This window comes from Arthrobacter woluwensis (assembly GCF_030816155.1).
GTDB classification, from domain to species: Bacteria; Actinomycetota; Actinomycetes; order Actinomycetales; family Micrococcaceae; genus Arthrobacter_E; species Arthrobacter_E woluwensis_A.
In genome coordinates this window covers 1422788-1444414 of sequence record NZ_JAUSXR010000001.1, presented here as the reverse complement: position 1 = coordinate 1444414, position 21627 = coordinate 1422788, and the positions used below count along the sequence as shown (strand labels likewise).

Sequence of the window (21627 nt, the reverse complement as noted above, 5' to 3'; positions counted from 1 at the left end):
TCAGAGCACTTTCCTTCAGCGCGTCCGACGACGGCGCTGGGCCACCTTCCCCATGAACCGCGAGGCGAGGAGGACGCGGGCCGCCGAGCGGGCCCGCTGCGCGCTGTAGCGCTCGAGGAGCGCCACGACGTCCTGTCCTTCCCCACCCTGTCCGTCTCCCGCGGCGCCGGAGACGAGATCGCACAGCGCCGCCGCATCCTCGAAGCCTGCCCCGGCGCCCTGCCCGAGGTCCGGGGTCATGGCATGAGCGGCGTCGCCGGCCAGAGCCACCCGGCCCCGGTGGAACGCTCTGAGGGGCCGGGCGAGGTCGTGGATGTCGCGGCGCAGGACGGCGTCGTCGGGTGTGGCGTCGATCAGCATGCCGACCGTGCTGTACCAATCGGCGAACTCGCGGCTCACGGCGTCCTTCTCGGACGCGAAGCCCCGGGACGCCGCGGTCTCCCTCGCCGGTCGGCTCGCCACGGCGAACCAGTAGACCCTGCCGTCCGCGAGGGGCACGGTGCCGAAACGGCGTTCCCCGGCCCAGTCCTCCCCCGCCGTGCCGCCTGTGTCGACCGGGACCGCCGTCACGCCCCGCCAGGCGGTGTACCCGGCATAGCGCAGGCCGGGGTCGAGCCCCAGCACCGACCGGGTGCGGCTGCGCAGGCCGTCCGCCGCGATCACCAGATCCCAGTCGGTGACGGTCGGCCCACTAGGTGCGTCCGGAGCGCCGCCGCCCCCGACGACGGTGAGGCGCGCGCGGCGGAGGCGGTCGCCGTCGTCGGCCACTGCGGCGGTCACACCCCAGTGGAAGGTCACGTCGGCGCAGGATTCCAGCAGGAACTCGCGGAGGTCATGGCGATGGAACATGCGGACGCCGTGGTCACGCGGAGCGGGTGCGGAGAACCTGATGCGCCCGTCGCGGCGGCGCATCGCGGTGCGGATTCCCGGAGGCGGGCCGTGCGGAAGACGATCGAAACCGTCGCCCAGCCCCAAGCGGCGCATGGCCTTCCGGCTGTTGGGAAAGAGCGAGATCCCAGCCCCGGCCGGAGGCTCCTGTCCGGCCTGTTCGAAAACCTCCACCTGGGCCCCGTGGCGTGCCAGGCCGGCGGCCGTGGCGAGACCGACCAGCCCAGCGCCGATGATCGCGATCCGCATTCAGCCCTCCTCTTCCCGGCTCACCGGGTCTCCCCATGACTCTCCCGGCGCGCCAGCCTTGTGACACACGCCACGGCTGTGAAAGGGTCGTTTCATGACCAATCCTCTTCTGCAGCCGAGCACGCTCCCGTACGGTCTGACGCCGTTCGCCGAGCTCACCACCGAAGACTACCGCGAGGCGATCCTCCAGGGCCTCCGCGAACACCGCGCCGAGGTCGAGGCCATCACCGGCGACACCGACGCGCCTGACTTCAAGAACACCGTCCTGGCGCTCGAATCCTCCGGCGCCCTGCTCGAGCGCGCCGTCCGGGCTTTCCACACCGTCTCCGGCGCGGACAGCTCACCGGAACTCGACGCTCTGGAGTCCGAGGTCACGCCCCTGCTCGCCGAGCACGAGGACGGGATCTACCTCAACCGCGCGCTGTTCGACCGCTTCGAAGCGGTCGACGCCGACGGGCTCGAGGGCGAGGACGCGCGGTTGCTGTCGGAGTACCTCCGCCGCTTCCGCCTCGCGGGCATCGGCCTCGAGGAGAGCCAGCAGGCACGGCTCCGCGAGATCAATGCCCGCCTGTCCGCGCTCGGCACCGAGTTCTCCCAGAAGGCCAAGGAGAGCGTGAACGCCGGAGCCCTCGTGGTGGACACCGAAGAGGCCCTCCGCGGGTTCGACGCCGATGCCATCCGCTCCGCCGCCCAGTCCGCCGACGAGGCCGGGAACTCCGGCAAGTTCCTCGTGCCCCTGATCCAGCCGAGCAGCCAGCCTGCCCTCTCCGTTCTGGAGGATCCCGGCACGCGCGCGCAGCTGCTTGCCAACTCGCTCGCCCGCGGCATTCAGCCCGGCGATCTGGATGTCCGGGAGAACATCCTGGAGCAAGCACGCCTCCGCGCCGAGAAGGCCGAGCTGCTGGGCTTCGCCAACTACGCGGAGCTGTCCGTACAGGATCAGACCGCGCCGGGTCTGGAGCCCGTCCTCGAAATGCTGCACCGCATGGCGCCCGCGGCCCGCGCGAACGCCGAGCGTGAAGCGGAGGCCCTGGCGGCATCGGCCGGTCACCCCATCGACGCCGCCGACTGGCAGTTCCACTCGGATCGGGTCCGCAATGAGCGGTTCCAGGTGGACGAGCAGGAGCTGCGCCCGTACTTCGAGCTCGACTCGGTGATCGAGAACGGCATCTTCCACGCGGCCGGCAAGCTCTTCGGCCTGACGTTCACCGAGCGGCCCGACCTCAAGGTCTACCACCCGGACGTCCGCGCCTGGGAGGTCTTCGAGGAGGACGGCACTCCCCTGGGCCTGTTCCTGGGTGACTTCTTCACGCGTCCGTCCAAGCGCGGTGGCGCCTGGATGAACTCCCTCGTGGAGCAGTCCAGCTTCGCCGGGACGTCGCCCGTGGTCTTCAACACCCTCAACATCGCCCGTCCCGCCGAAGGCGAGCCCGCGCTGCTGACCCTCGACGAGCTCCGGACCGTCTTCCACGAGTTCGGCCACGCCCTGCACGGACTGCTGTCGAAGGTGAAGTACCCAGGACTGTCAGGCGCCAATGTGCCCCGCGACTTCGTGGAATACCCCTCTCAGGTCAATGAGATGTGGATCTTCCACCCGGAGGTCCTGTCCAACTACGCCCGGCACCATGTGACCGGCGAGGCGCTGGATCCCGCCGTGGTGGAGCGTCTCGACGCCGCGCAGCTCTGGGGCCAGGGCTTCGGGACCACCGAGTACCTGGGCGCCGCCCTTCTCGACCTGGCCTGGCACTCGTTCGGCCAAGGCGACGTCCCCGAGGATGTCGAGAGCTTCGAGCGCGCTGCCCTCGACAAGGCCGGGCTGGACTGGGACCTGGTGCCGCCGCGGTACCGCTCGGGCTACTTCCAGCACATCTTCGCCGGCGGCTGGTACGCCGCCGGCTACTACTCCTACATCTGGAGCGAAGTCCTCGACGCGGACACCGTCGAGTGGTTCCGCGAGAACGGCGGCCTCACCCGTGAGAACGGCGAGCACTTCCGTCAGGAACTGCTCAGCAGGGGCAACAGCCGCGACCCGCTGGAGAGCTTCCGGGCCTTCCGCGGCCGCGACGCCGAGGTCGCCCCGCTGCTGAAGCGCCGCGGCCTCGCCTGAGGGTTACCGGTTGCTGGGTGACCGTCAGTGTGGGACTCCCGCGGACGAACACCCAGCAACCGGTCCCGGATCATCGGCCACCCGGAAGATGAAGTCCTGATCCGGCGGGAAGCAATATTCGTCATCACAGCGGTAACCGCGGAGCCATGGCTGTCCGTAGACCGCCCGAAGAAGAAGCCTTTGGGATACGAAACGTCGTCACGCAGCGGCGCAGAAGCCACCTTTAAGAGATCCCGACGGCGAACGTCCGGCGGAGCACCGTGTCAACCGCGCGAGCGTGCCACTCCCCCAGCGCCGGAGGCTCCGGTGAGACCCTCCATTACGCGTTGCAGTGGCTCGATGCTACGGGTGGCTTGGGCGAGGATGATCGCGCCCTCGATGGCGCAGACGGCAAGGGTGGCCGAAGTTTGTGCCTCGCGGCGGGCCAGGCCGTCGGCTTCGTAGGAGGAAGCCAGGGCCTCGGTCCAGGCTTCGAAAGCGTCTCCGGCGGCGTTGCCCGCCTCGGCCGCTACCTCGTGGCCCATGGCCGCGGCGGCGACGGGACATCCGGCCCTGAAGTCTGCCTGCTGGAGCTCCTTGATCCAGTTCTGGATCAGGAGGGCGATGAGTTCCTCGGCGCTCCCTTCGTGACGGAGCATCCTGGAGTGCACGCGTTCCCCTGCGACGCGGGTCGCCTCCGCGACGAGTTGATTCTTGCCATCAGGGAAGTTCAGATAGATCGAACGTCGCGCCACCGCGCTGTCCTCCAGCACCGCCGCCAGGCCCGTGCCTGCGACCCCGCGACGGCGCAGCAGACCGATGGCCGAATCGACGAGCTTCTTCTTGACGGTCATCTCGCTCTCCTGGACTCGTGTGCTTGTGGACGTGGGGCTTCCCCATTATGGTCAGAGTAGCCCGATCGGTCTACTTGGAAGGACGGTCCGATGCCGCAGCTTGCGAAGAGGGACGGCGTGTGGGCGCTGAACCTGGACGATGATCAGAACCAATTCACCGATGGATGGCTCACCGTGGTCGAGGCGGCCCTGAGCCGCATCGAGGCAGAACCGGGTTCGGCCCTGGTCACCCTGGGAACGGGGAAGTTCTTCTCCACCGGCCTCGCCCTGGAAGCCACACCCCTGGGATCGGCCGGATTCGCGGCCTACATCGCGCGAGCAGAAACATTGCTGGCGCGGGTGCTCACCCTCCCGGTCCCGACAGTGGCGGCCGTCACGGGCCACGCCTTCGGAGCGGGAGCCATGTTCGCCCTCGCCCACGACTACCGGGTCATGCGGGAAGACAAGGGCTACATCTGTCTGCCCGAAGTCGACCTGGGCATGCCCTTCACCACCGGCATGCACGCCCTGCTCGCGGCGAAACTGACCCCGCGCGCCCGGACCGCCGCGATGATCTCCGGACGCCGCTTCGGAGCGCAGGAAGCCCTGGACTTCGAACTCGTCGACAGTGCTGCGCCTGAGGGCTCCGTTGCCGCCGTCGCACTCGAACTGGCAGGAAAGCTGGTCGGTAAGGACCCCTCGACGCTCACGGCGATCAAGACCGGTCTCTACGCTGAGGCGCTCCAGAGCCTGGGGAACCCCCTCGAGCACATCCCCGGAGGCGTCCGATGAACACCTCGCCAGCAGAGGCGCTCTCCGCACTGAGCGGCATCCAGCTCCTGCGGCTCTTCCAATCCAATCCCGAGCTCAGGCCCAACATCGGCGTCCTGCTGGGTGCGGAACTTCAGACCGTGGAAGAAGGACACGTCGTCTTCAGCATCGAAGTCCGCCCGGACCATGCGAACCCCTTGGGAACAGTCCACGGCGGCATCCACGCCACGTTGCTGGACTCCGCCATGGGCTGCGCCGTGCACTCCATGCTCGGACCCGGCATCGGCTACGGCACCCTGGAAATGAAGCTCAACTACCTCCGCACCATCCAAGCCGATGCCCCGTCCCGCCTCACGGCCACCGGACGCGTGCTCCACCTCGGGCGATCCACCGCCCTGGCAGAAGGCCAAGTGACCAATGAAGCCGGCAAACTCATCGCCCACGGCACCGAAACCTGCATGATCTACCGCTGACACCCAGAAGCCACCGGATAGCTTGTGGCACTTCTCCCGACAGACCAAGGTAGTACTAAGAAGCGGAGGCGGTCGCGACCACGAAAAGCAGACCAGTTAAGGGGTGTGGTGATGAAAAGTTCGCGGCTCGTCCTGTCGTTGGCCGCTGCGGTGGCCGTGACAGGAGGGGTGACGGCGGGGATCGTGAGCGCGACCCAGACCCCGAACGTTCCGCCGCTTCCCTCCGTAAGTCCAGGAGCGCCCCTCCCCTATCTCTCCGACCTCCCGAACGCGGCTGCCCACAAACTCCTGGACTGGTCAGGAACAGGCCCTGAACCGTCCAGCAAGGTCATCAGCCTCATGGCCGAATCCGGCGCATGCGATCGTCCTGTCGCGACCTATCTCAAGGAAGAAGGAACGAAAGTCACCATCGGAGTGATCGCCCGCAAGCCGGCGGGGCCTCAAGAGATCTGCACCCTTCAGGCCGTCATACATCGCCTGACCGTGCACCTCGCCTCCCCCTTCGGCCACCGGATCCTGGAACACGCGAAATACGACTGAACCAGGCCTCTGCGGTCGAACTGCAAGATTCGCCCAGAGCGGAGGAGCTGGGATGCTGTGGTCTCCCAGTTCCAGCAGACCGGTCACGGACGTCAGGAATGATCGTTCGTGGTCGCGTGAGAATCGTGGCGTCGGACGGCGATCACGGCCCCGAGGCCGAGGAGGGCGAACAGAGCGAAGAGGGCGAACAGGCCGGCTGCGGCACCCGCGATCGAGGGCATGGCCGCATTGACGACGGTGCCTCCGATAGCGGCGGCGAACGCCTGCCCGAGTTGGCTGACGACTGGAATCGCGGCGGCAGCGGAGGCCCCGTCGGCTTCGCTCGAGGTACTGGACATCACCCGAACGGACAGGTGTGGATTCGCCAGGCCGACGCCGATGCCGGCAAGTATCAGCGCCAGAACCCACCCGATGATGATGGCCGATCTACCGCCTGGGATGAGCTGCAGAACGACGAGCACAGCCATCGCAGCCGCCGTCACAGCTGGACCGGCAAGCAGCAGGCGCGCACGATGGCTCGGCTGCTCGGCGCGCGAGCTCCAGATCGCAGCGACAGACCAGCCCACCGACACTGTCGCACCGAGGAAACCGGCTGCGAAGGGTGCGAGCTCGAACTGACGCTGCCCGAAGAGGGGGGTGAACGCCTCGCTCGCTGGAGCGGCCGTGGTCAGAGCGAGCGCCAAGTAGATCCACTTGAGCGGGCCCCGGGTGTAGGTGAGGGGTGGCAGGACACCGACGCGCGCAGAACGGTCGACGGCGACGAACACGATCAGCAGGATCGCCGCAAGCACGACTCCGGCCCACACCCAGCCGCCAGGCAGGACACTGGTGACGCTGAGCGCAGCAACCTCGCCGACCAGGACGATCAGCGAGAGAAGCGGCAGCCGCGTCAGGCTCACCGACCTCGGCGATCGGGGCAGCGCGAGCGGCGCGGCGATCGCCAGAACAACACCGGCGGCGGCGACCGACGCGAACGCTAGCCGCCAGGCGTCCACCTGCGCGAATGCCCCGCCGGCGGTTGGGCCAACAAGCGTGCCGACCCCGAACATCGCCGAGACGACAGCGGTCGCCCGTGCCCACGCCGGCTCGGGCAGCGCCATCCTGATGAGAGCGAACGCCAAGCCGGACAAAAGTCCGCCTCCGACGCCCTGCGCTGCGCGGCCTATCAACAGTATCTCCATGCTCGGCGCGGCCGCGGCGACCGCACTGCCGATCGCGAACGCACTCGCGCCGAAGACGTACGAGCGATGAGATCCGAGCCGACCGAGCACTGCGGGAGTCGCCACCGTGGCAGCGACTCCCGCGACGATGAACGCTGTCGTGACCCATGCGTAGTAGGCGTCTCCGCCGATGTCGGCGACCGCACTGGGCATCAGCGCGCTGGTGAGGTACATGGTGATCGCCTGCAGGAGCATCCCTGCCGCGAGCACCGTGGTCACCCCGGTGGTTGAACGGCCGCTGCCGCGCTCCGTTGGGTCTGACGAAGGGCGCGGTGCTGACGATGTGTTGTCCATGCTCGCCACGCTAAGACTTCAACAAATATTGAAGTCAAGCGCCAGGACTGACAGCCTTGGCTCATGTCTACCACCCCCATTGTGGAGGCCAAGCGTCTCCGGACTGTCAGAGATGTTGCCGAGGAAGGCGGCGTCGCACCTTCCGCCGTTCGGTTCTATGAACAGCACGGCGTGATCACCGCCGTGCGGACCTCCGGCAATCAGCGCCGCTTCGACGCGAGTGCCGGCTGCCAAGTCAAGGTGGCCAAGCTCGCCCAGCGCGTCGGGTTCACCGTTCGCGAGATCGCCGAGATCTTTCAGGAGCTGCCCGGGAACCCGCAGCCACAGGACTGGGCCCGGATCTCCGACCAACTCATCGCAAGCGCGGAACGACGCCTGGAGGAACTCACTCGCGCGGTCGACGCCATGCGCACCGGGGGCCGGTTGTGCGAGCTCAACGAGGCACTCGCGGCGGAATGAGACCTCGTGTGGCGGGCAACTCCGCCGGCCACGAGGATAATCGCTCGAAAACGTTTCCTGACATCGCAACGACTGCTGTTCATCCGCTGGTCACGGCATGCTGTTACGCTCCGGAAGCATGAGGGTAAAAGAGCTCGTGTGGGGCGTCGCCGCCTGGCCGCTTCTCGCCGTCATGGGACTGCTGGCAGCGCCCGGTGACGGAGACCTGCCGATGGGCACTTTGCTGACGCTCCTGCTCGGCACTGCTCTGGTCTTCGCGGCGCTGGGCGCAGCGATCTGGCTACCTCTCGCGCTCCTGGTCGAACGCCGTCTTGCTCGGCTGAGCGACCTCGCACGGACGGCGATCATCACCACGGTGGGCTTCGGGATCGGCGCGCTGTTCGTGACGGTGCTGACGGTGCATTCCAGGAACGCAAGCTGGCCGGAATCACTCGGTCTCATTCTCACGGCCGGAACCGCAGCAGCCCTGGCCTCCCTCGCCGGATGCCTCCTGGCGTACACTCTCCGCCGGGCACAGGTGAATCACGCGTCCGGTCAGCCGCTCCCACCAGCCCCCAGAGAACTATGAGAACTATGAGAACTATCTCCACAAGAGCAGGCTCCTGCGAGCAGGCAGCGGCGTGCGATGTGAAGAAGGCTGATGATGACCAAACGGGCAGCTGGGTCCCGAATTCAGTGGCCGCTGCCGTGATCATCGCCTTCCTCATCTCCGCATGACCCTCTGAGTGTGAGCGACCGCCGAGGACGCGAGCCCAGGATTCACACTCCGTAGTAGTCACGACATCTTGCGCCATGATGGCGGAACTACGAGCTGAGGCAAGCAGCACGACGTATTCCCTTTTGTCAGGTCAGCGGAGTGAGTGACTTCATGGTGATGTAGCCGGTGACGATGGCAACCCGGGGCAACCGATCGGTGCACCACGATCTCTGACAAGGATGAGGATGCCCCGGGCCTCGGTCTCATCGATTCGGACGCGGCTCTGGTCGCGGCCGTTAGCATGAGCCTTATGCAGAGTGTGACGTCGGAGATGTACCGCAGCTTCGCTCGCGTCGAAGCACGAGATATATCGCCCATCTATTGTGAATGGGCGTCCTCAGTGGCCGAAGACAGCGAGGTGCTGGCCGTCATCGAGACTTTGCCATGGGGGAAACGTCAACCGAACCTCATCTTCGCCGCTGCCCGGCTCAAGGGTGCGCCGGTGGGTCCTTACCGAGAATTCCGCGCCTGGATATTGGACCACTGGTCTGACGTCGAACCCGTAGTCCGAGAACGGTCCACCCAGACCAATGAAGCGGGCAGGTGCGCGGTCCTCCTGCCTGTCCTGAGTCGCCTCGAAGGGCCTTTGGCGCTCATCGAAGCCGGAGCATCCGCGGGGTTATGCCTCTACCCTGACAAATACAGCTACCGGTACGACACCGGAGAAGGCATCATCGGCCTTGATCCTGCCGAAGGGCTGAGCACGGTTGAGCTGCCTTGCCGAATCGATCCGAAGAGCGTTCCACATCGGATCCCCGAAGTCGTCGCGCGGGTCGGCGTTGATGTGAACCCGCTTGATGTCAGCGACCCCGCACAGGTCGAATGGCTGGAAACTCTTGTGTGGCCCGAGCACGATTCCCGACGCAGAAGGCTCCAGGCTGCACGGAAGATCGTTGCGGCAGATCCGCCGAATCTGGTGCGTGGAGACCTGCTGAACGTCGTCCCTTCGCTCGTTGCCCAGGCTCCGCACGGTTCCAGGCCCGTGGTGTTCCACAGCGCGGTGCTTGTCTACCTTGAAGCTGAGCGACGCGCTCGGTTCGTGGACCTCATGCAATCCATGCCGGAGGTGACGTGGATCAGCAACGAAGGTGAACACGTCCTCCCGACCATCAAGACTAAGCTCGCTGGACCGGCCAACGGGAGGACTGTCGTTTCCGTGAACGGCACTCCGCTAGCCTTCGTTGGCGCCCACGGGCAGAGCTACGAAGCTCTGTGACACCTTCCTCCCGCGCTGGTGCCTCAGGCACCTCGCCCTGCGCGCGGCCGGGACGGGATCGGCTCGGAACCTGCGCCGCGGAAGACTGCGTTGACGTGTTCGTCGACGACGGCGCCCGCACCCACCGTCTCTACAGCTCACTGACGCGTCTGAACTGATCGCGGGTGCGTGCCCACCGCCGTCGCGAACGATAGACAAGCCGGGAATGAGGATGCTGGTAACCAGGCCAACGGCGGATCAGGCAGAGGTCGAAACGTGGAGCACTTCGTAAATGTCGGAATCCGTTGACCGCTGGTCGGATGGGGCGCTGCTGAGTTCGACGAGGACGACATTCCAGGTGGTGACGTCCACTGCGCTGACGAGTGAGATCGTGCTTTCGCTGACACGTGAGAGGAACTGCTGGGCAATCGCGTCGAGGCAACGGGCAGGCGCGATGCCGGTCGGCAGTGGAGTGTTCGTGATCGAGAGGCTCCGTGCCTGACTGTAGTCACCGGGGCCAGCGACGAGCCGGTGGACAGTCCAGTCCTGGATGGGCTGACGCCCGAAATCGCGGACTATGGAGGAATAGCCTGGTTCTCCCCAGCAGAAGTTTCTCATGCCGTCGATATCCCGCCAGACGTAGAAGGGCGCGTAAGCGTTGCGTGGCGCACCCTGGGCCTTCTCCTGGATCAGATATGCCTTGAACTCGAGTCCGGCGAAGCCGTCCAGGAGGGGCCCGGTCGTGCGGACGCGTTCACGGATGATCTCCATGTCGTAATCGGCCGGCAGGCCCACTTGGTACTGCATCGCATACATCAGCGGTTCTCCTTGAATGCTCTGATCATGGTCGTCACCGCACGCCGTCGCGGCTGGCCCTCTGGCGGCCCGGCTATCGTGCAGAGTTTCCCGCCGTATCGCTCAAGGCAAGGATTTCGTCGACGACGTGGGCGACCGACGCGGTGGAATCGATGGCGATGCCTCCAGCCGGAACGTCCGCTCTCGTTCGGTGTAGGTGGAGTATCAGATCTCGTTCCGCGTCACGCCCCCGGCCTCCCCACTCTTCTTCTGGCCTACTGTCAAGCCGCCGGATCAGGGTCGCAGTGTCGACGTCGAGGACGAAGACTGCGTCGTACAGGTGAATGAACTGCAGAACGTTCCGCGATCCGCCACAGAAGAACGTCACAGGCTCGCTGTGATCCGCCACAAGAGCTCGGACCTTGTCGACACGCCAGAGATGGTGGTCGTGAACGGCCAGACCAGTAACGTTCCCCACCGGTTCTCCGGTCTTCGGATCCCCCCGGTAGGCAAGCTCACGATCGCCGTGAATGGCCTGGTATCCGCGCCGCGCGAGTTCCTCACACACGGCGGTCTTCCCGGTCCCGGAGCCGCCTTCGATGAGGACGTTTCTTCTACCCATACACGATCGTAGTCAGACTGTTCACTACGGCGGAAGGGCAGGGTGACGGAATCCGGCCAGCTGTCCTGGCTCGCCACGGACGAGCAACGCCAGGGCTGGATTCAGGATCTCACCAGCCACAGCCCAAAATGAGAACGGCCCACGCCGCCAATTGATGGGGGCGTGGGCCGAATCGCCTCATGTGCCAGTGTTTACCAGCCGCGCTCGGCGAACTGGATGGAGCGTGCCGGCTCGTCGACGTTGATGCCGACCATGGCCTCGCCCAGACCACGGGAGACCTTCGCGATGACCTCGGCGTCGTCGTAGAAGGTGGTGGCCTTGACCACGGCGGCGGCACGCTGGGCCGGGTTGCCGGACTTGAAGATGCCGGAGCCCACGAACACGCCGTCGGCGCCGAGCTGCATCATCATGGCGGCGTCGGCCGGGGTGGCGATGCCGCCCGCGGTGAAGAGGACGACGGGCAGCTTACCGGTGGCCGCAACCTCCTTGACCAGCTCGTACGGCGCCTGCAGTTCCTTGGCGGCCACGTACAGCTCGTCCTCGGGCAGAGCCGAGAGCTTGGCGATCTCGGAGCGGATCTTGCGCATGTGACCCGTGGCGTTGGAGACGTCGCCGGTGCCGGCCTCGCCCTTGGAACGGATCATGGCCGCGCCCTCGTTGATGCGGCGCAGGGCCTCACCGAGGTTGGTGGCGCCACAGACGAAGGGGACGTCGAAGTCCCACTTGTCGATGTGGTTGACGTAGTCGGCCGGGGTGAGGACCTCGGACTCGTCGATGTAGTCGACGCCGAGGGACTGCAGGACCTGGGCCTCCACGAAGTGGCCGATGCGGGCCTTCGCCATGACCGGGATGGACACGGCCTCGATGATCTGGTCGATCATGTCCGGATCGGACATACGGGAGACGCCGCCCTGGGCGCGGATGTCCGCGGGGACGCGCTCGAGAGCCATGACGGCCACGGCGCCGGCATCCTCGGCGATCCGGGCCTGCTCCACGTTGACGACGTCCATGATGACGCCGCCCTTCAGCATGTCGGCCATGCCCCGCTTGACGCGGCTGCTGCCGGTGACGACTCGCTGCTTCGCATCGGCGGCATTGCCGTTGGTGTTCTCGCCGTTCAGTTCAGCTGTAGACACAAAAAACCCCTATGGGTATCAGAAAATGGCGTACGCCAGGCACACGCGGCCAAACTCACGCAGTGTCACCCGACCGGCGGCAGAACGCCGCCTGCCGACAAGTCTAATAGCTGTCCGACGGCGGCACCGCCCGTGAGGCGCGCACGCGTAACAGACAGGCGAAGCCTCGGCCCGGGTCACTCCCAGGCCGAGGCTTCGCCGGTGCCTGCTCCCCCGTCCGGTTCCGGTCAGCGGACGGCGGCGGCCTGACGCCGGACCGTCTCGACGCGCTGCCCGATCGTGAAGAGCGATGCCAGCGCGAGCAGGACGAGCGTCACGAGCAGGACCACCGGCGGCAGGCCGAGCCCGGTGAGACCGGTCATGACCAGGAGGGCGACCAGTCGTTCCGCACGTTCCGCGATGCCCACATTGCACTCGAAACCGAGCGCCTCGGCCTTCGCCCGCGCATAGGACACGAGCATGCCGAAGACCAGGCACGCCAGGGCAGCCGTCGCGATGACCGGGTCGTCCCCCCCAGTGAAGTACCAGAACGCGACCGTGGAGAACAGCACACCATCCACCACACGGTCCAGCGTCGAATCCAGGAAGTTGCCCCACAGGCCGTGGCGCCCGGACAGGCGCGCCATGATGCCGTCCACCACGTCCGAGAAGATGAAGACCGTGATCGCCACGGTCCCCCAGAACAGCTGCCCCTGCGGGTAGAAGACGAGCGCGGAGACGACGGCGCCGAGCGTGCCGGTCACCGTCACGGCATCCGGGCTCACCCCGGCCTTGAGCAGGGCCTTGGCCAGGGGCGTGAACAGGCGCGTGAAGAAGGTGCGCGCGAAACGATTGAGCATGGGCTCAGAGGTCCCCTGCCGCTGCGGTGTGTTCGGCACCCGCCACGTCGCCGTCGTCGTCCGCCGGCCAGCCGTCCGCCAGCAGTTCCCGGACCTCGCCCAGGGTCTGCGTGATCGCTTTGGTCTGCGCGATGATCGGCAGGAAGTTGCCGTCGCCGCCCCAGCGGGGCACCACGTGCTGGTGGAGGTGCTCGGAAATCCCGGCGCCGCCCACCTTGCCCTGGTTCATCCCGATGTTGAAGCCACCCGGACGGGACACCTTCTGCAGCACGCGGATGGTGGTCTGGGTGAGGGCCGAGAACTCGGCGGTCTCCTCCTCCGTCAGATCCGTGTAGTAGGACACGTGGCGGTAGGGGCAGATGAGGGCGTGCCCGGGGTTGTACGGGTACAGATTGAGGATGACGTAGCAGAGCTTCCCCCGGTGCACGATGAGAGATTGCTCATCGGAACGGCTCGGCGCCACGCAGAACGGGCAGGAGTCCGGGTGGTCGTACTGCTCCTGACCACCCTTGATGTAGGCCATCCGATGAGGGGTCCACAGGCGCTGGAAGGCGTCCGGGACGCCGGGGAGCTGGAAATCGTCGGTCACGGCTTCATCTGAGGTCGCGCCCGTCCCGGAGGTCTCCGCAGCGCCTGTGGGTTCCGTCATGCCTAGAGGGTCCTGTTCTTCACGGCGTCGACGATCCGCTGCACGGCCTCCTCGACCGGCACCCCGTTGTCCTGGCTGCCGTCACGGAAGCGGAACGACACCGCCCCGTTCTCGGCGTCCTCGCCACCGGCGATCAGGACGAAGGGCACCTTGTCCTTGCTGGCGGTGCGGATCTTCTTCGGGAAGCGGTCGCTGGACGCGTCCACCTCCACGCGGATACCAGCCTTCTTCAGCTTCGCCGCCACCTCGTAGAGGTAGTCGTTGAATGCCTCGGCGACCGGGATGGCCACGACCTGCACCGGCGCGAGCCACGCGGGGAACGCCCCGGCGTAGTGCTCGGTGAGAACACCCATGAAGCGTTCGACCGAACCGAAGAGCGCCCGGTGGATCATCACCGGACGCTGACGGGAGCCGTCCGCCGCCTGGTACTCGAGCTCGAAGCGCTCCGGCAGGTTGAAGTCCAGCTGGATCGTGGACATCTGCCAGGTGCGACCGAGTGCGTCCTTGGCCTGCACGGAGATCTTGGGGCCGTAGAACGCCGCTCCACCCGGATCCGGAACGAGCTCCAGCCCGGACGCCTCCGCCACCTCGGCGAGGGTGCGGGTGGCTTCCTCCCACACCTCGTCACTGCCGACGTACTTCTCCGGGTCCTTGGTGGACAGTTCCAGGTAGAAGTCGTCCAGGCCGTAGTCCTTGAGCAGCCCGAGCACGAAGTTGAGCGTGCTGGTCAGCTCGTCCTTCATCTGCTCCTTGGTGCAGTAGATGTGGGCGTCGTCCTGAGTCATGCCTCGGACTCGGGTCAGGCCGTGCACCACGCCGGACTTCTCGTAGCGGTACACCGAGCCGAACTCGAAGAGCCGCAGCGGAAGTTCACGGTAGGACCGTCCGCGGGAGCGGAAGATCAGGTTGTGCATGGGGCAGTTCATGGGCTTGAGGTAGTAATCCTGGCCCGGCTTGCGCACAGTGCCGTCCTCGTTGAACTCCGCGTCGACGTGCATCGCGGGGAACATGCCGTCCTTGTACCAGTCCAGGTGGCCCGAGACCTCGTACAGGTGACCCTTGGTGATATGCGGGGTGTAGACGAACTCGTAGTCCGCCTCCACGTGCCGCTGACGGGAGTAGTCCTCCATGGCCTTGCGGATGATGCCGCCCTTGGGGTGGAACACCGGCAGACCGGAGCCCAGCTCGTCCGGGAAGGAGAAGAGGTCCAGTTCGACGCCGAGCTTGCGGTGATCGCGGCGCTCCGCCTCGGCGAGGCGCTCCTGGTACTCCTTGAGGGCTTCCTTGGTGGGCCACGCGGTGCCGTAGATGCGCTGCAGCGGCTTGTTGTTCTGGTCGCCCAGCCAGTAGGCGGCCGAGGAACGGGTGAGCGCGAAGGCGTTGGAGATCAGCTTGGTGTTGGGCAGGTGCGGGCCGCGGCAGAGATCGCACCAGACGACGTCGCCGCTCTTGCGGTCCACGTTGTCGTAGATCGTGATGTCACCCGCGCCGACCTCGACGTTGACACCTTCTCCGGCCTCATCGGCCGAGTCCGCCTTGCCGAGCAGTTCGAGCTTGTACGGCTCGCCGGCCATGGCCTCGCGTGCCTCCTCCGGCGAGACCACGCGGCGCACGAACTTCTGGTTCTGGTTGACGATCTTGAGCATCATCTTCTCGAGGGCCTTGAGGTCCTCGGGGGTGAACGGCTCGGCGACGTCGAAGTCGAAGTAGAAGCCGTCCTTGATGTACGGGCCGATGCCGAGCTTGGCATCCGGGCGCAGCTGCTGCACGGCCTGGGCCATGACGTGCGCGGTGGAGTGGCGGAGGACGTTCAGGCCGTCCGGGGAGTCGATGGTGACGGACTCGATCTCGGCGCCGGCCTCCAGGGGCTGGTCCAGGTCCTTCAGCACTCCGTCGACACGCATGACCACCACGTCACGGCGATCGAAGAACAACTCCGCGCCAGTGGTGCCCGCGGTCACCTGGGTCTCGTCTCCGTCGACTCTGAGGGTGATCTGTTGGGCTTCTGACACGGTGTCTCCTGTTCACATTGCGGCTTCATGACTTGCGGCATACGGGACCACAGCCAGCCACCGAACAGTCTAGTACGAGCGCCGGGAGCGCTCGGCACCGGTTCCCTGAAGAACGGATGAATCCGGAGTGGCGCCGCTCAGGCCGCGGCGCTGGTCAGCGGCTGGTCCTGCGCCATGCGGGCGAGGAGTTCCAGGCGTTCGGCGCTCAGGGCGTCGGCCGGGGCGAACCAGACGATCCGGGTGCCGAGCGTCTCGTCGGTCCACAGGCTCGTCATGCTGAGATTCAGCTCACCCAGCTGGGGGTGGCGGAGCCTCTTGAGGGCGTTGCGCTCACCGGAGACGTCGCCACGGGCCCAGAGCTCCCGGAACACCGGCGAGACGTCCTGAAGCTCTTGGATGAAACGCTGCCACTCCGGATACTCGCGATGACGTCCGTAGGCGGCGCGGAGACGGGCGGCGATGCGTCGCTGAGCGTGCTCGAGGTCCACATGCGCCCTCTGCCACTCCGGAGCCGTGAACAGCAGCCGGGCGCAGTTGCGCTCCCCCACCGGGATCCGGTCGAAGTCCGTGAACAGGTACCGGTAGGACCGGTTGTAGGCGACGATGTCGAAGCGAGCGGTCTGGGCGGCCGCCGGATACGGCATGAGCTTGGCGAGGAGCTCATGGTGCGCGTCGTTCAGACAGCTCATCGGGGCACGCTCGGGGATCGCGGCGCCGGCCAGGGCGAAGAGGTGATCGCGCTCGTCGTCGCTGAGCAGGAGCGCCCGCGCGATCGACGTCAGCACCTGCTCCGACGCGGCGATGGGACGGCCCTGCTCGAGCCACGTGTACCAGGTGAGGCCGACGCCGGCCAGCTGGGCCACTTCCTCGCGCCGGAGGCCCGCGACACGCCGCCGCGCGCCCCGTGGCAGACCCACGTCCTCGGGCCGCAGCCGCGCCCTACGGGAACTCAGAAATTCCGCGAATTCCTCGCGGCGTGCCGAAGCGGACATGTCTCCTCCTGCAGCGATCCTCTCACGTCCGTGGGCGGCCGCGAGCCGCTGGACCGGGTGCTGTCACTACCAGGATAAACAGGCTCCTGGCACCAGGATAAGAGGCGGAGCAGAGTGGTCCCATGACCACCGCACCAGCCGCCCCACCCGTGACGACGCTCCACCCGGTCCCACCGGCCGCCGTGCCGATCTGGCGCTATCTCGGCCTCGTCCTGGCACCCGGCGTCGGGTCCTACGCCTTCAACGCCGTCACAGTCTCCCTCTCGCAGCTGCACACGGAGTTCGCAGCGTCCGACGCCGGGTTGGAACTCGTCGTCGCCGGCTACGGGATCCCCTTCGCCACGCTGCTGATCCTGGGCGGGCGCCTCGGTGACCGGTATGGCAGGCACCGCATGTTCACCCTCGGAATGATCGTGTTCCTCGCGGCGGCCCTGGCGTGTTCCTTCGCGCCGAACCTCGGCGTGCTGATAGCAGCGCGGATCGCGCAAGGGCTCGGCGCCGCGCTCTGCACGCCCCAGGTGCTCGCCACGATCCAGGCGACGAGCGACGGCGCGGCCCGCGTGCGTGCCATCTCCGCCTTCGGGGCCAGCGGCGGGATCGGCGCGGCGCTCGGTCAGGGTCGCCGGCGGGGCGCTGGCGAGCGTCACATTCGGCCCGCTCTCCGGATGGCGTGCCGTCTACTGGCTCGCCGCGGCGATCGCGGCGGCCGCCGTCGTGCTCGGCCGCTTCGCGCCCCGCAGCACAGCCCACGAGGCCGTGGACATCGACGTCGCGGGCACGCTCCAGCTCGGCGGCGGCGTCCTGCTGCTGGCCGCCGGGCTGACGTTCGGGCCCTCGCTCGGCTGGCCGTGGCCCGTGCCGGTCGCGCTCGTGGTGGCCGCGGTCCTGCTGCTCGCACTGTGGCGGCATCAGAACCGGATCGAACGGTCGGGCCGCGTGCCTCTGCTGCCGCCCAGCATCCTGCGTCTGCCGGCTCTCCAGACCGGGCTGCTCGCCGCTGGCCTCTTCTTCGCCGGGTATGGGGCGATCCTCTACGTCATCCCCCGCGCCCTGGAACACGGGCTCGGCCTGACGCCCCTCGATGCGGGTCTCCTCCTGCTTCCCTTCGCCCTGGTCTTCACGGCCGTGTCCCTCAGCCTGTCCAGGATCCAGCGGTGGCTCGGCGACCGCACGCTGTTCTGGGGCGTCACGCTCCAGGGCGCGGCGCTCGTCCTGATCGCCGCGACAGTGCTGCTGGCCTGGACTCCGGCTCTTCCCCTGCTGCTGCAGCCGAGCCTGGTGCTCCTGGGCGCCGGGCAGGCGATGATCTTCTCCCCGCTCACCCAGGCGGTGGTGCGCGAGATCCCGGTGGAGGCGGCCGGCCTGTCCGGCGGGCTGTTCGGCACCGTCCAGCAGCTCGCGCTCTCCCTGGGCGTCATTCTGATCGGCGGGATCGGCACCGCAGCGGGCCTGACGGGACAGGCCGAGTTCGCCGCGGGAACGTTCCTGGACCTCGGGATCGCCCTGATCGTGGTGCTTCTGGCGCTCCGGCTGAACCGCCGTCGAACGGCTCATGAATAATCCGGTCGGGGGATGTCCCGGCACACCGGCCACGGCTACCATGCAGACATGAACCGTCGAGTGAACATCAGCAAAGCCCATTCCGACACCTTCAAAGCGCTGGGGAAGCTGAGCAAGGCCGCCACCGAGGCCGCTGCCGCCGCGGACATCAGCCCCCTGCTCTGCGAGCTCCTCAAGATCCGAGCCTCACAGATCAATGGCTGCGCTTACTGCCTGCGGCTGCACACCAAGGACGCGGTCAAGCTGGGTGAGACGCAGGACCGCCTCGCCGTGCTGCCGGCCTGGCGGGAGAGCGAGTACTTCACCGCCGTCGAACGCGCCGCCCTGGCCCTGACCGAAGCCATCACCCTCGTGTCCGATCACCAGGTCCCGGACGAGGTCTACGTGCCGGTGTCCCAGGTCCTCACGGAGGACCAGATCTCGGCGGTCTCCTGGCTCGCCATCACGATCAACGCCTACAACCGCGTCGCCATCACGAGCCACTACACCGTCAAGCCCTGAATCGGTCGGGCCCACAGCGACCCAACCGTCCGGTAGGGTCGGGCCATGGTGAAAGCACACGCTTCCGTCCTCGCCGATCAAACCGAGGACTTCCCCCGCTGGTACCAGGACGTTCTGGACAAGGCCCAGCTGGCCGACAACGGCCCGGTGCGCGGGACCATGGTCATCCGCCCGTACGCCTACGGCATCTGGGAGCGGATGCAGGCCGCCGTCGACGGCCGCATCAAAGCTGCCGGCGCCGAGAACGTCTACCTCCCCCTCTTCATCCCGCAGTCCTACCTGGAACGGGAAGCCGAGCATGTGGACGGGTTCAGCCCGGAGCTCGCCGTGGTCACGCACGCCGGAGGCAAGGAACTCAGCGAGCCCGTGGTCGTGAGGCCCACCAGCGAGACCATCTTCGGCGAGCTCATGGCCAAGTGGGTCCAGTCCTACCGCGATCTGCCGCTCCTGCTGAATCAGTGGGCCAACGTCGTGCGCTGGGAGATGCGGCCCCGGACGTTCCTGCGGACCAGCGAATTCCTGTGGCAGGAAGGCCACACGGCCCACGCGACGCGCGAGGAGGCGGCGGCGTACGCGCGCCGCATCCACCTCGAGGTGTACCGCTCGTTCCTGGAAGACGTCCTGGCCATCCCCGTCCTGGTGGGTGACAAGTCCCCGGCGGAGCGGTTCGCGGGCGCCGTCAACACGATGACCTGCGAGGCCATGATGGTCGACGGCAAAGCTCTCCAGATGGCCACGAGCCACGAACTCGGCCAGAACTTCGCCAAGGCCTTCGGCATCGGCTTCACGGACGCGGACGGCGCCGCGCAGGACTGCTGGACCACGTCCTGGGGATCGAGCACCCGGATGCTGGGCGGGCTGATCATGTCCCACGGCGACAACACGGGGCTCCGCCTCCCTCCGGCCATCGCGCCGGTCCAGCTGGTGATCGTTCCGGTGCGCGACGACGGCCGCGTCCTCGCCGCCGCGGCACGCCTCCGCGAAGAGCTGGAGCAGGCGGGCGTCCGGGTGAAGGTCGACGAACGGCTCACGACCGGCTTCGGACGCCGCGTGACGGAGTGGGAGCTCAAGGGAGTTCCGCTCCGGATCGAGATCGGTCCGCGCGACCTGGACCAGGGCGTGGCGACCCTCGTCCGCCGGGACACGGGCAGCAAGGAACCGGTGCCGCTCGCTGAGACGGCCGCGCTGATCCCCGGCCTGCTGACGGAGATCCAGGCCGCGATGTTCCAGGAGGCCAAGCGGCGGCTGACGGACCACACCCTCGAGACGACCGATCCCGGCGAGGCCGAGCAAGCAGCTCAGACAGGATTCGCCCGGATCCGCTGGGACCTCCTCGGCGAATCCGGCGAGAGGACGCTCAACGCCTCGGCCATCACCGTGCGCTGCCTGCAGACCGAGGACGGCGGACTCCCGGCCCCGGACGCGCGTCCCGAGGAACTCTTCGCGGTCGTGGGCAGGAGCTACTGACCCGGCCCGGGACCGACTCCCACGCACGACGGCGGCGGCCGGGATTTCTCCCGGCCGCCGCCGTCGTCGTTGAGCCGCGCTCAGCCGTGCGGCTGGATCAGATGTTGAAGCCGAGGGCCCGCATCTGGTCCTTGCCGTCATCGGTGATCCGCTCGGGACCCCACGGCGGCATCCACACCCAGTTGAGGCGCCAGTCGTCGACGACACCGTCCAGGGCCTTGCCCACCTGCTCCTCGAGCACGTCGGTGAGCGGGCAGGCCGCCGTGGTCAGGGTCATGTCGATCAGGAGCGCGCCGTCCTCGTCGGAGTACTTGAGCCCGTACAGCAGGCCCAGGTCCACCACGTTGACGCCGAGCTCGGGGTCGATGACGTCCTTGAGCGCCTCTTCGACGTCCTCAAGACTTGTCCTGGCCGCATTCACTTCGGTCATCTTCTGTCCCCTCCCGGGTTGTCAGTCGAGTCGCTCAGACCGCTGCCGGCTCGGAGGCCGTGCCGGCGCCGGCCACGTAGCGGTCGTAGCCCTCGTCTTCGAGGCGGTCGGCCAGCTCCGGGCCGCCCTGCTCGACGACCTTGCCGTCGACGAAGACGTGGACGAAGTCCGGCTTGATGTAGCGCAGGATGCGCGTGTAGTGGGTGATGAGCAGGGTGCCCATCCCGCCGCCGGCGTGAGCGCGGTTGACGCCCTCGGAGACGACCTTCAGAGCGTCGACGTCCAGGCCGGAGTCGGTCTCGTCGAGGATGGCGAACTTCGGCTTGAAGAGCTCGAGCTGGAGGATCTCCACGCGCTTCTTCTCACCGCCGGAGAAGCCTTCGTTGACGTTGCGCTGGGCGAAGTCGGCGTCGATGCGCAACTGCTCCATGGCCGCCTTGACATCCTTGGTCCAGGTGCGCAGCGAGGGGGCCTCGCCGTCGATGGCGGTCTTGGCGGTGCGGAGGAAGTTGGTCATGGTCACGCCGGGAACCTCGACCGGGTACTGCATGGCGAGGAAGAGGCCGGCGCGGGCACGCTCGTCCACGCTCATCTCCAGGACGTCTTCACCATCCAGGGTGATGGAGCCGCTGGTCACGGTGTAGCGCGGGTGACCGGCGATCGTGGAGGCCAGGGTGGACTTGCCGGAGCCGTTGGGGCCCATGATGGCGTGGGTCTCGCCGGTCTTGATGACCAGGGAGACGCCCTTGAGGATTTCCTTCTCGCCCTGCTCTGTCTCGATGCTGACGTGCAGGTCCTTGATTTCAAGAGTAGACATGCTGTTCTTTCTTGTCCTAAGTCTGTTTGGTGCGGCCGGGGC

The 21627-nt window shown here is 67.1% G+C and carries 22 protein-coding genes and 1 pseudogene; 11 read left to right on the top strand and 12 right to left on the bottom strand.

The window, feature by feature from the left end:
- Positions 1-15: 15 nt before the first annotated feature.
- Positions 16-1137, bottom strand: coding sequence for an FAD-dependent monooxygenase (locus QFZ52_RS06435; protein WP_307496801.1), 1122 nt, complete (start codon positions 1135-1137; stop codon positions 16-18).
- A 94-nt stretch (positions 1138-1231) separates the two neighbouring features.
- Between QFZ52_RS06435 and QFZ52_RS06430 the strand changes: the two genes are divergently transcribed.
- Positions 1232-3244, top strand: a complete 2013-nt coding sequence (locus QFZ52_RS06430; RefSeq protein ID WP_307496800.1) for a M3 family metallopeptidase — start codon at positions 1232-1234, stop codon at positions 3242-3244.
- Between the two features lie 263 nt (positions 3245-3507).
- Here the strand turns inward: QFZ52_RS06430 and QFZ52_RS06425 are convergent, their stop codons facing one another.
- Entirely contained in the window at positions 3508-4077 is a 570-nt protein-coding gene (locus QFZ52_RS06425) for a TetR/AcrR family transcriptional regulator (RefSeq protein ID WP_307496799.1), read from the bottom strand.
- Positions 4078-4167: 90 nt separating this feature from the next.
- On the opposite strand from QFZ52_RS06425, the gene QFZ52_RS06420 reads away from it, so the two are divergent.
- From QFZ52_RS06420 to QFZ52_RS06410, 3 genes are all read left to right on the top strand, one after another.
- Entirely contained in the window at positions 4168-4848 is a 681-nt protein-coding gene (locus tag QFZ52_RS06420; protein ID WP_307496798.1) for an enoyl-CoA hydratase-related protein, read from the top strand.
- Entirely contained in the window at positions 4845-5300 is a 456-nt protein-coding gene (locus QFZ52_RS06415) for a PaaI family thioesterase (protein ID WP_307496797.1), read from the top strand. Before QFZ52_RS06420 ends, QFZ52_RS06415 begins: the two co-directional genes overlap by 4 nt.
- Positions 5301-5639: 339 nt before the next feature.
- Positions 5640-5840, top strand: coding sequence for a hypothetical protein (locus QFZ52_RS06410; protein ID WP_307496796.1), 201 nt, complete (start codon positions 5640-5642; stop codon positions 5838-5840).
- 92 nt (positions 5841-5932) lie between these two features.
- Here QFZ52_RS06410 and QFZ52_RS06405 read toward each other — a convergent pair whose 3' ends face one another.
- Complete coding sequence (locus QFZ52_RS06405) at positions 5933-7354, bottom strand: MFS transporter (RefSeq protein WP_307496795.1); 1422 nt, start codon at positions 7352-7354, stop codon at positions 5933-5935.
- Between the two features lie 63 nt (positions 7355-7417).
- Between QFZ52_RS06405 and QFZ52_RS06400 the strand changes: the two genes are divergently transcribed.
- From QFZ52_RS06400 to QFZ52_RS06390, 3 genes are all read left to right on the top strand, one after another.
- Positions 7418-7813 carry a MerR family DNA-binding transcriptional regulator gene (locus QFZ52_RS06400; protein ID WP_307496794.1) on the top strand — a complete coding sequence of 132 codons (396 nt, stop codon included), beginning with the start codon at positions 7418-7420 and terminating at the stop codon, positions 7811-7813.
- Positions 7814-7931: 118 nt separating this feature from the next.
- Complete coding sequence (locus QFZ52_RS06395) at positions 7932-8381, top strand: hypothetical protein (RefSeq protein WP_307496793.1); 450 nt, start codon at positions 7932-7934, stop codon at positions 8379-8381.
- Between the two features lie 439 nt (positions 8382-8820).
- On the top strand, positions 8821-9786 hold the full coding sequence (locus QFZ52_RS06390) for a DUF2332 domain-containing protein (RefSeq protein WP_307496791.1): 966 nt from the start codon (positions 8821-8823) through the stop codon (positions 9784-9786).
- Between the two features lie 237 nt (positions 9787-10023).
- On the opposite strand, the gene QFZ52_RS06385 is transcribed toward QFZ52_RS06390, so the two are convergent.
- From QFZ52_RS06385 to QFZ52_RS06355, 7 genes are all read right to left on the bottom strand, one after another.
- Complete coding sequence (locus QFZ52_RS06385; RefSeq protein ID WP_307496789.1) at positions 10024-10581, bottom strand: DUF4865 family protein; 558 nt, start codon at positions 10579-10581, stop codon at positions 10024-10026.
- 73 nt (positions 10582-10654) lie between these two features.
- Positions 10655-11182 carry an AAA family ATPase gene (locus QFZ52_RS06380; RefSeq protein ID WP_307496788.1) on the bottom strand — a complete coding sequence of 176 codons (528 nt, stop codon included), beginning with the start codon at positions 11180-11182 and terminating at the stop codon, positions 10655-10657.
- A gap of 191 nt (positions 11183-11373) precedes the next feature.
- On the bottom strand, positions 11374-12303 hold the full coding sequence (pdxS, locus tag QFZ52_RS06375) for a pyridoxal 5'-phosphate synthase lyase subunit PdxS (RefSeq protein ID WP_307498677.1): 930 nt from the start codon (positions 12301-12303) through the stop codon (positions 11374-11376).
- A 242-nt stretch (positions 12304-12545) separates the two neighbouring features.
- Positions 12546-13157 carry a phosphatidylinositol phosphate synthase gene (pgsA, locus tag QFZ52_RS06370; protein WP_307496787.1) on the bottom strand — a complete coding sequence of 204 codons (612 nt, stop codon included), beginning with the start codon at positions 13155-13157 and terminating at the stop codon, positions 12546-12548.
- 4 nt (positions 13158-13161) lie between these two features.
- Positions 13162-13806: an HIT family protein gene (locus QFZ52_RS06365; RefSeq protein WP_307496786.1), complete on the bottom strand. Its 645-nt coding sequence runs from the start codon at positions 13804-13806 to the stop codon at positions 13162-13164.
- Positions 13807-13808: 2 nt separating this feature from the next.
- Positions 13809-15818, bottom strand: a complete 2010-nt coding sequence (gene thrS, locus QFZ52_RS06360) for a threonine--tRNA ligase (protein ID WP_307496785.1) — start codon at positions 15816-15818, stop codon at positions 13809-13811.
- A 137-nt stretch (positions 15819-15955) separates the two neighbouring features.
- Complete coding sequence (locus QFZ52_RS06355) at positions 15956-16810, bottom strand: helix-turn-helix transcriptional regulator (RefSeq protein ID WP_307496784.1); 855 nt, start codon at positions 16808-16810, stop codon at positions 15956-15958.
- A gap of 122 nt (positions 16811-16932) precedes the next feature.
- Here QFZ52_RS06355 and QFZ52_RS06350 point away from each other — a divergent pair.
- The 4 genes and pseudogenes from QFZ52_RS06350 to proS form a co-directional block, all read left to right on the top strand.
- Positions 16933-17364: pseudogene (locus tag QFZ52_RS06350) on the top strand (MFS transporter); the annotation flags it as partial.
- A 10-nt stretch (positions 17365-17374) separates the two neighbouring features.
- A complete protein-coding gene (locus tag QFZ52_RS06345; RefSeq protein ID WP_307496783.1) occupies positions 17375-18370 on the top strand; it encodes an MFS transporter in 996 nt (331 codons plus the stop codon).
- Positions 18371-18418: 48 nt separating this feature from the next.
- The gene (locus QFZ52_RS06340) at positions 18419-18871 is read left to right on the top strand and encodes a carboxymuconolactone decarboxylase family protein (protein WP_307496782.1); all 453 of its coding nucleotides are present in this window, start codon (positions 18419-18421) and stop codon (positions 18869-18871) included.
- A 45-nt stretch (positions 18872-18916) separates the two neighbouring features.
- A complete protein-coding gene (gene proS, locus QFZ52_RS06335; RefSeq protein WP_307496781.1) occupies positions 18917-20338 on the top strand; it encodes a proline--tRNA ligase in 1422 nt (473 codons plus the stop codon).
- Between the two features lie 97 nt (positions 20339-20435).
- On the opposite strand, the gene QFZ52_RS06330 is transcribed toward proS, so the two are convergent.
- Positions 20436-20768: a metal-sulfur cluster assembly factor gene (locus tag QFZ52_RS06330; protein ID WP_066212780.1), complete on the bottom strand. Its 333-nt coding sequence runs from the start codon at positions 20766-20768 to the stop codon at positions 20436-20438.
- Between the two features lie 34 nt (positions 20769-20802).
- The gene (sufC, locus tag QFZ52_RS06325) at positions 20803-21585 is read right to left on the bottom strand and encodes a Fe-S cluster assembly ATPase SufC (RefSeq protein ID WP_307496779.1); all 783 of its coding nucleotides are present in this window, start codon (positions 21583-21585) and stop codon (positions 20803-20805) included.
- Positions 21586-21627: the final 42 nt, after the last annotated feature.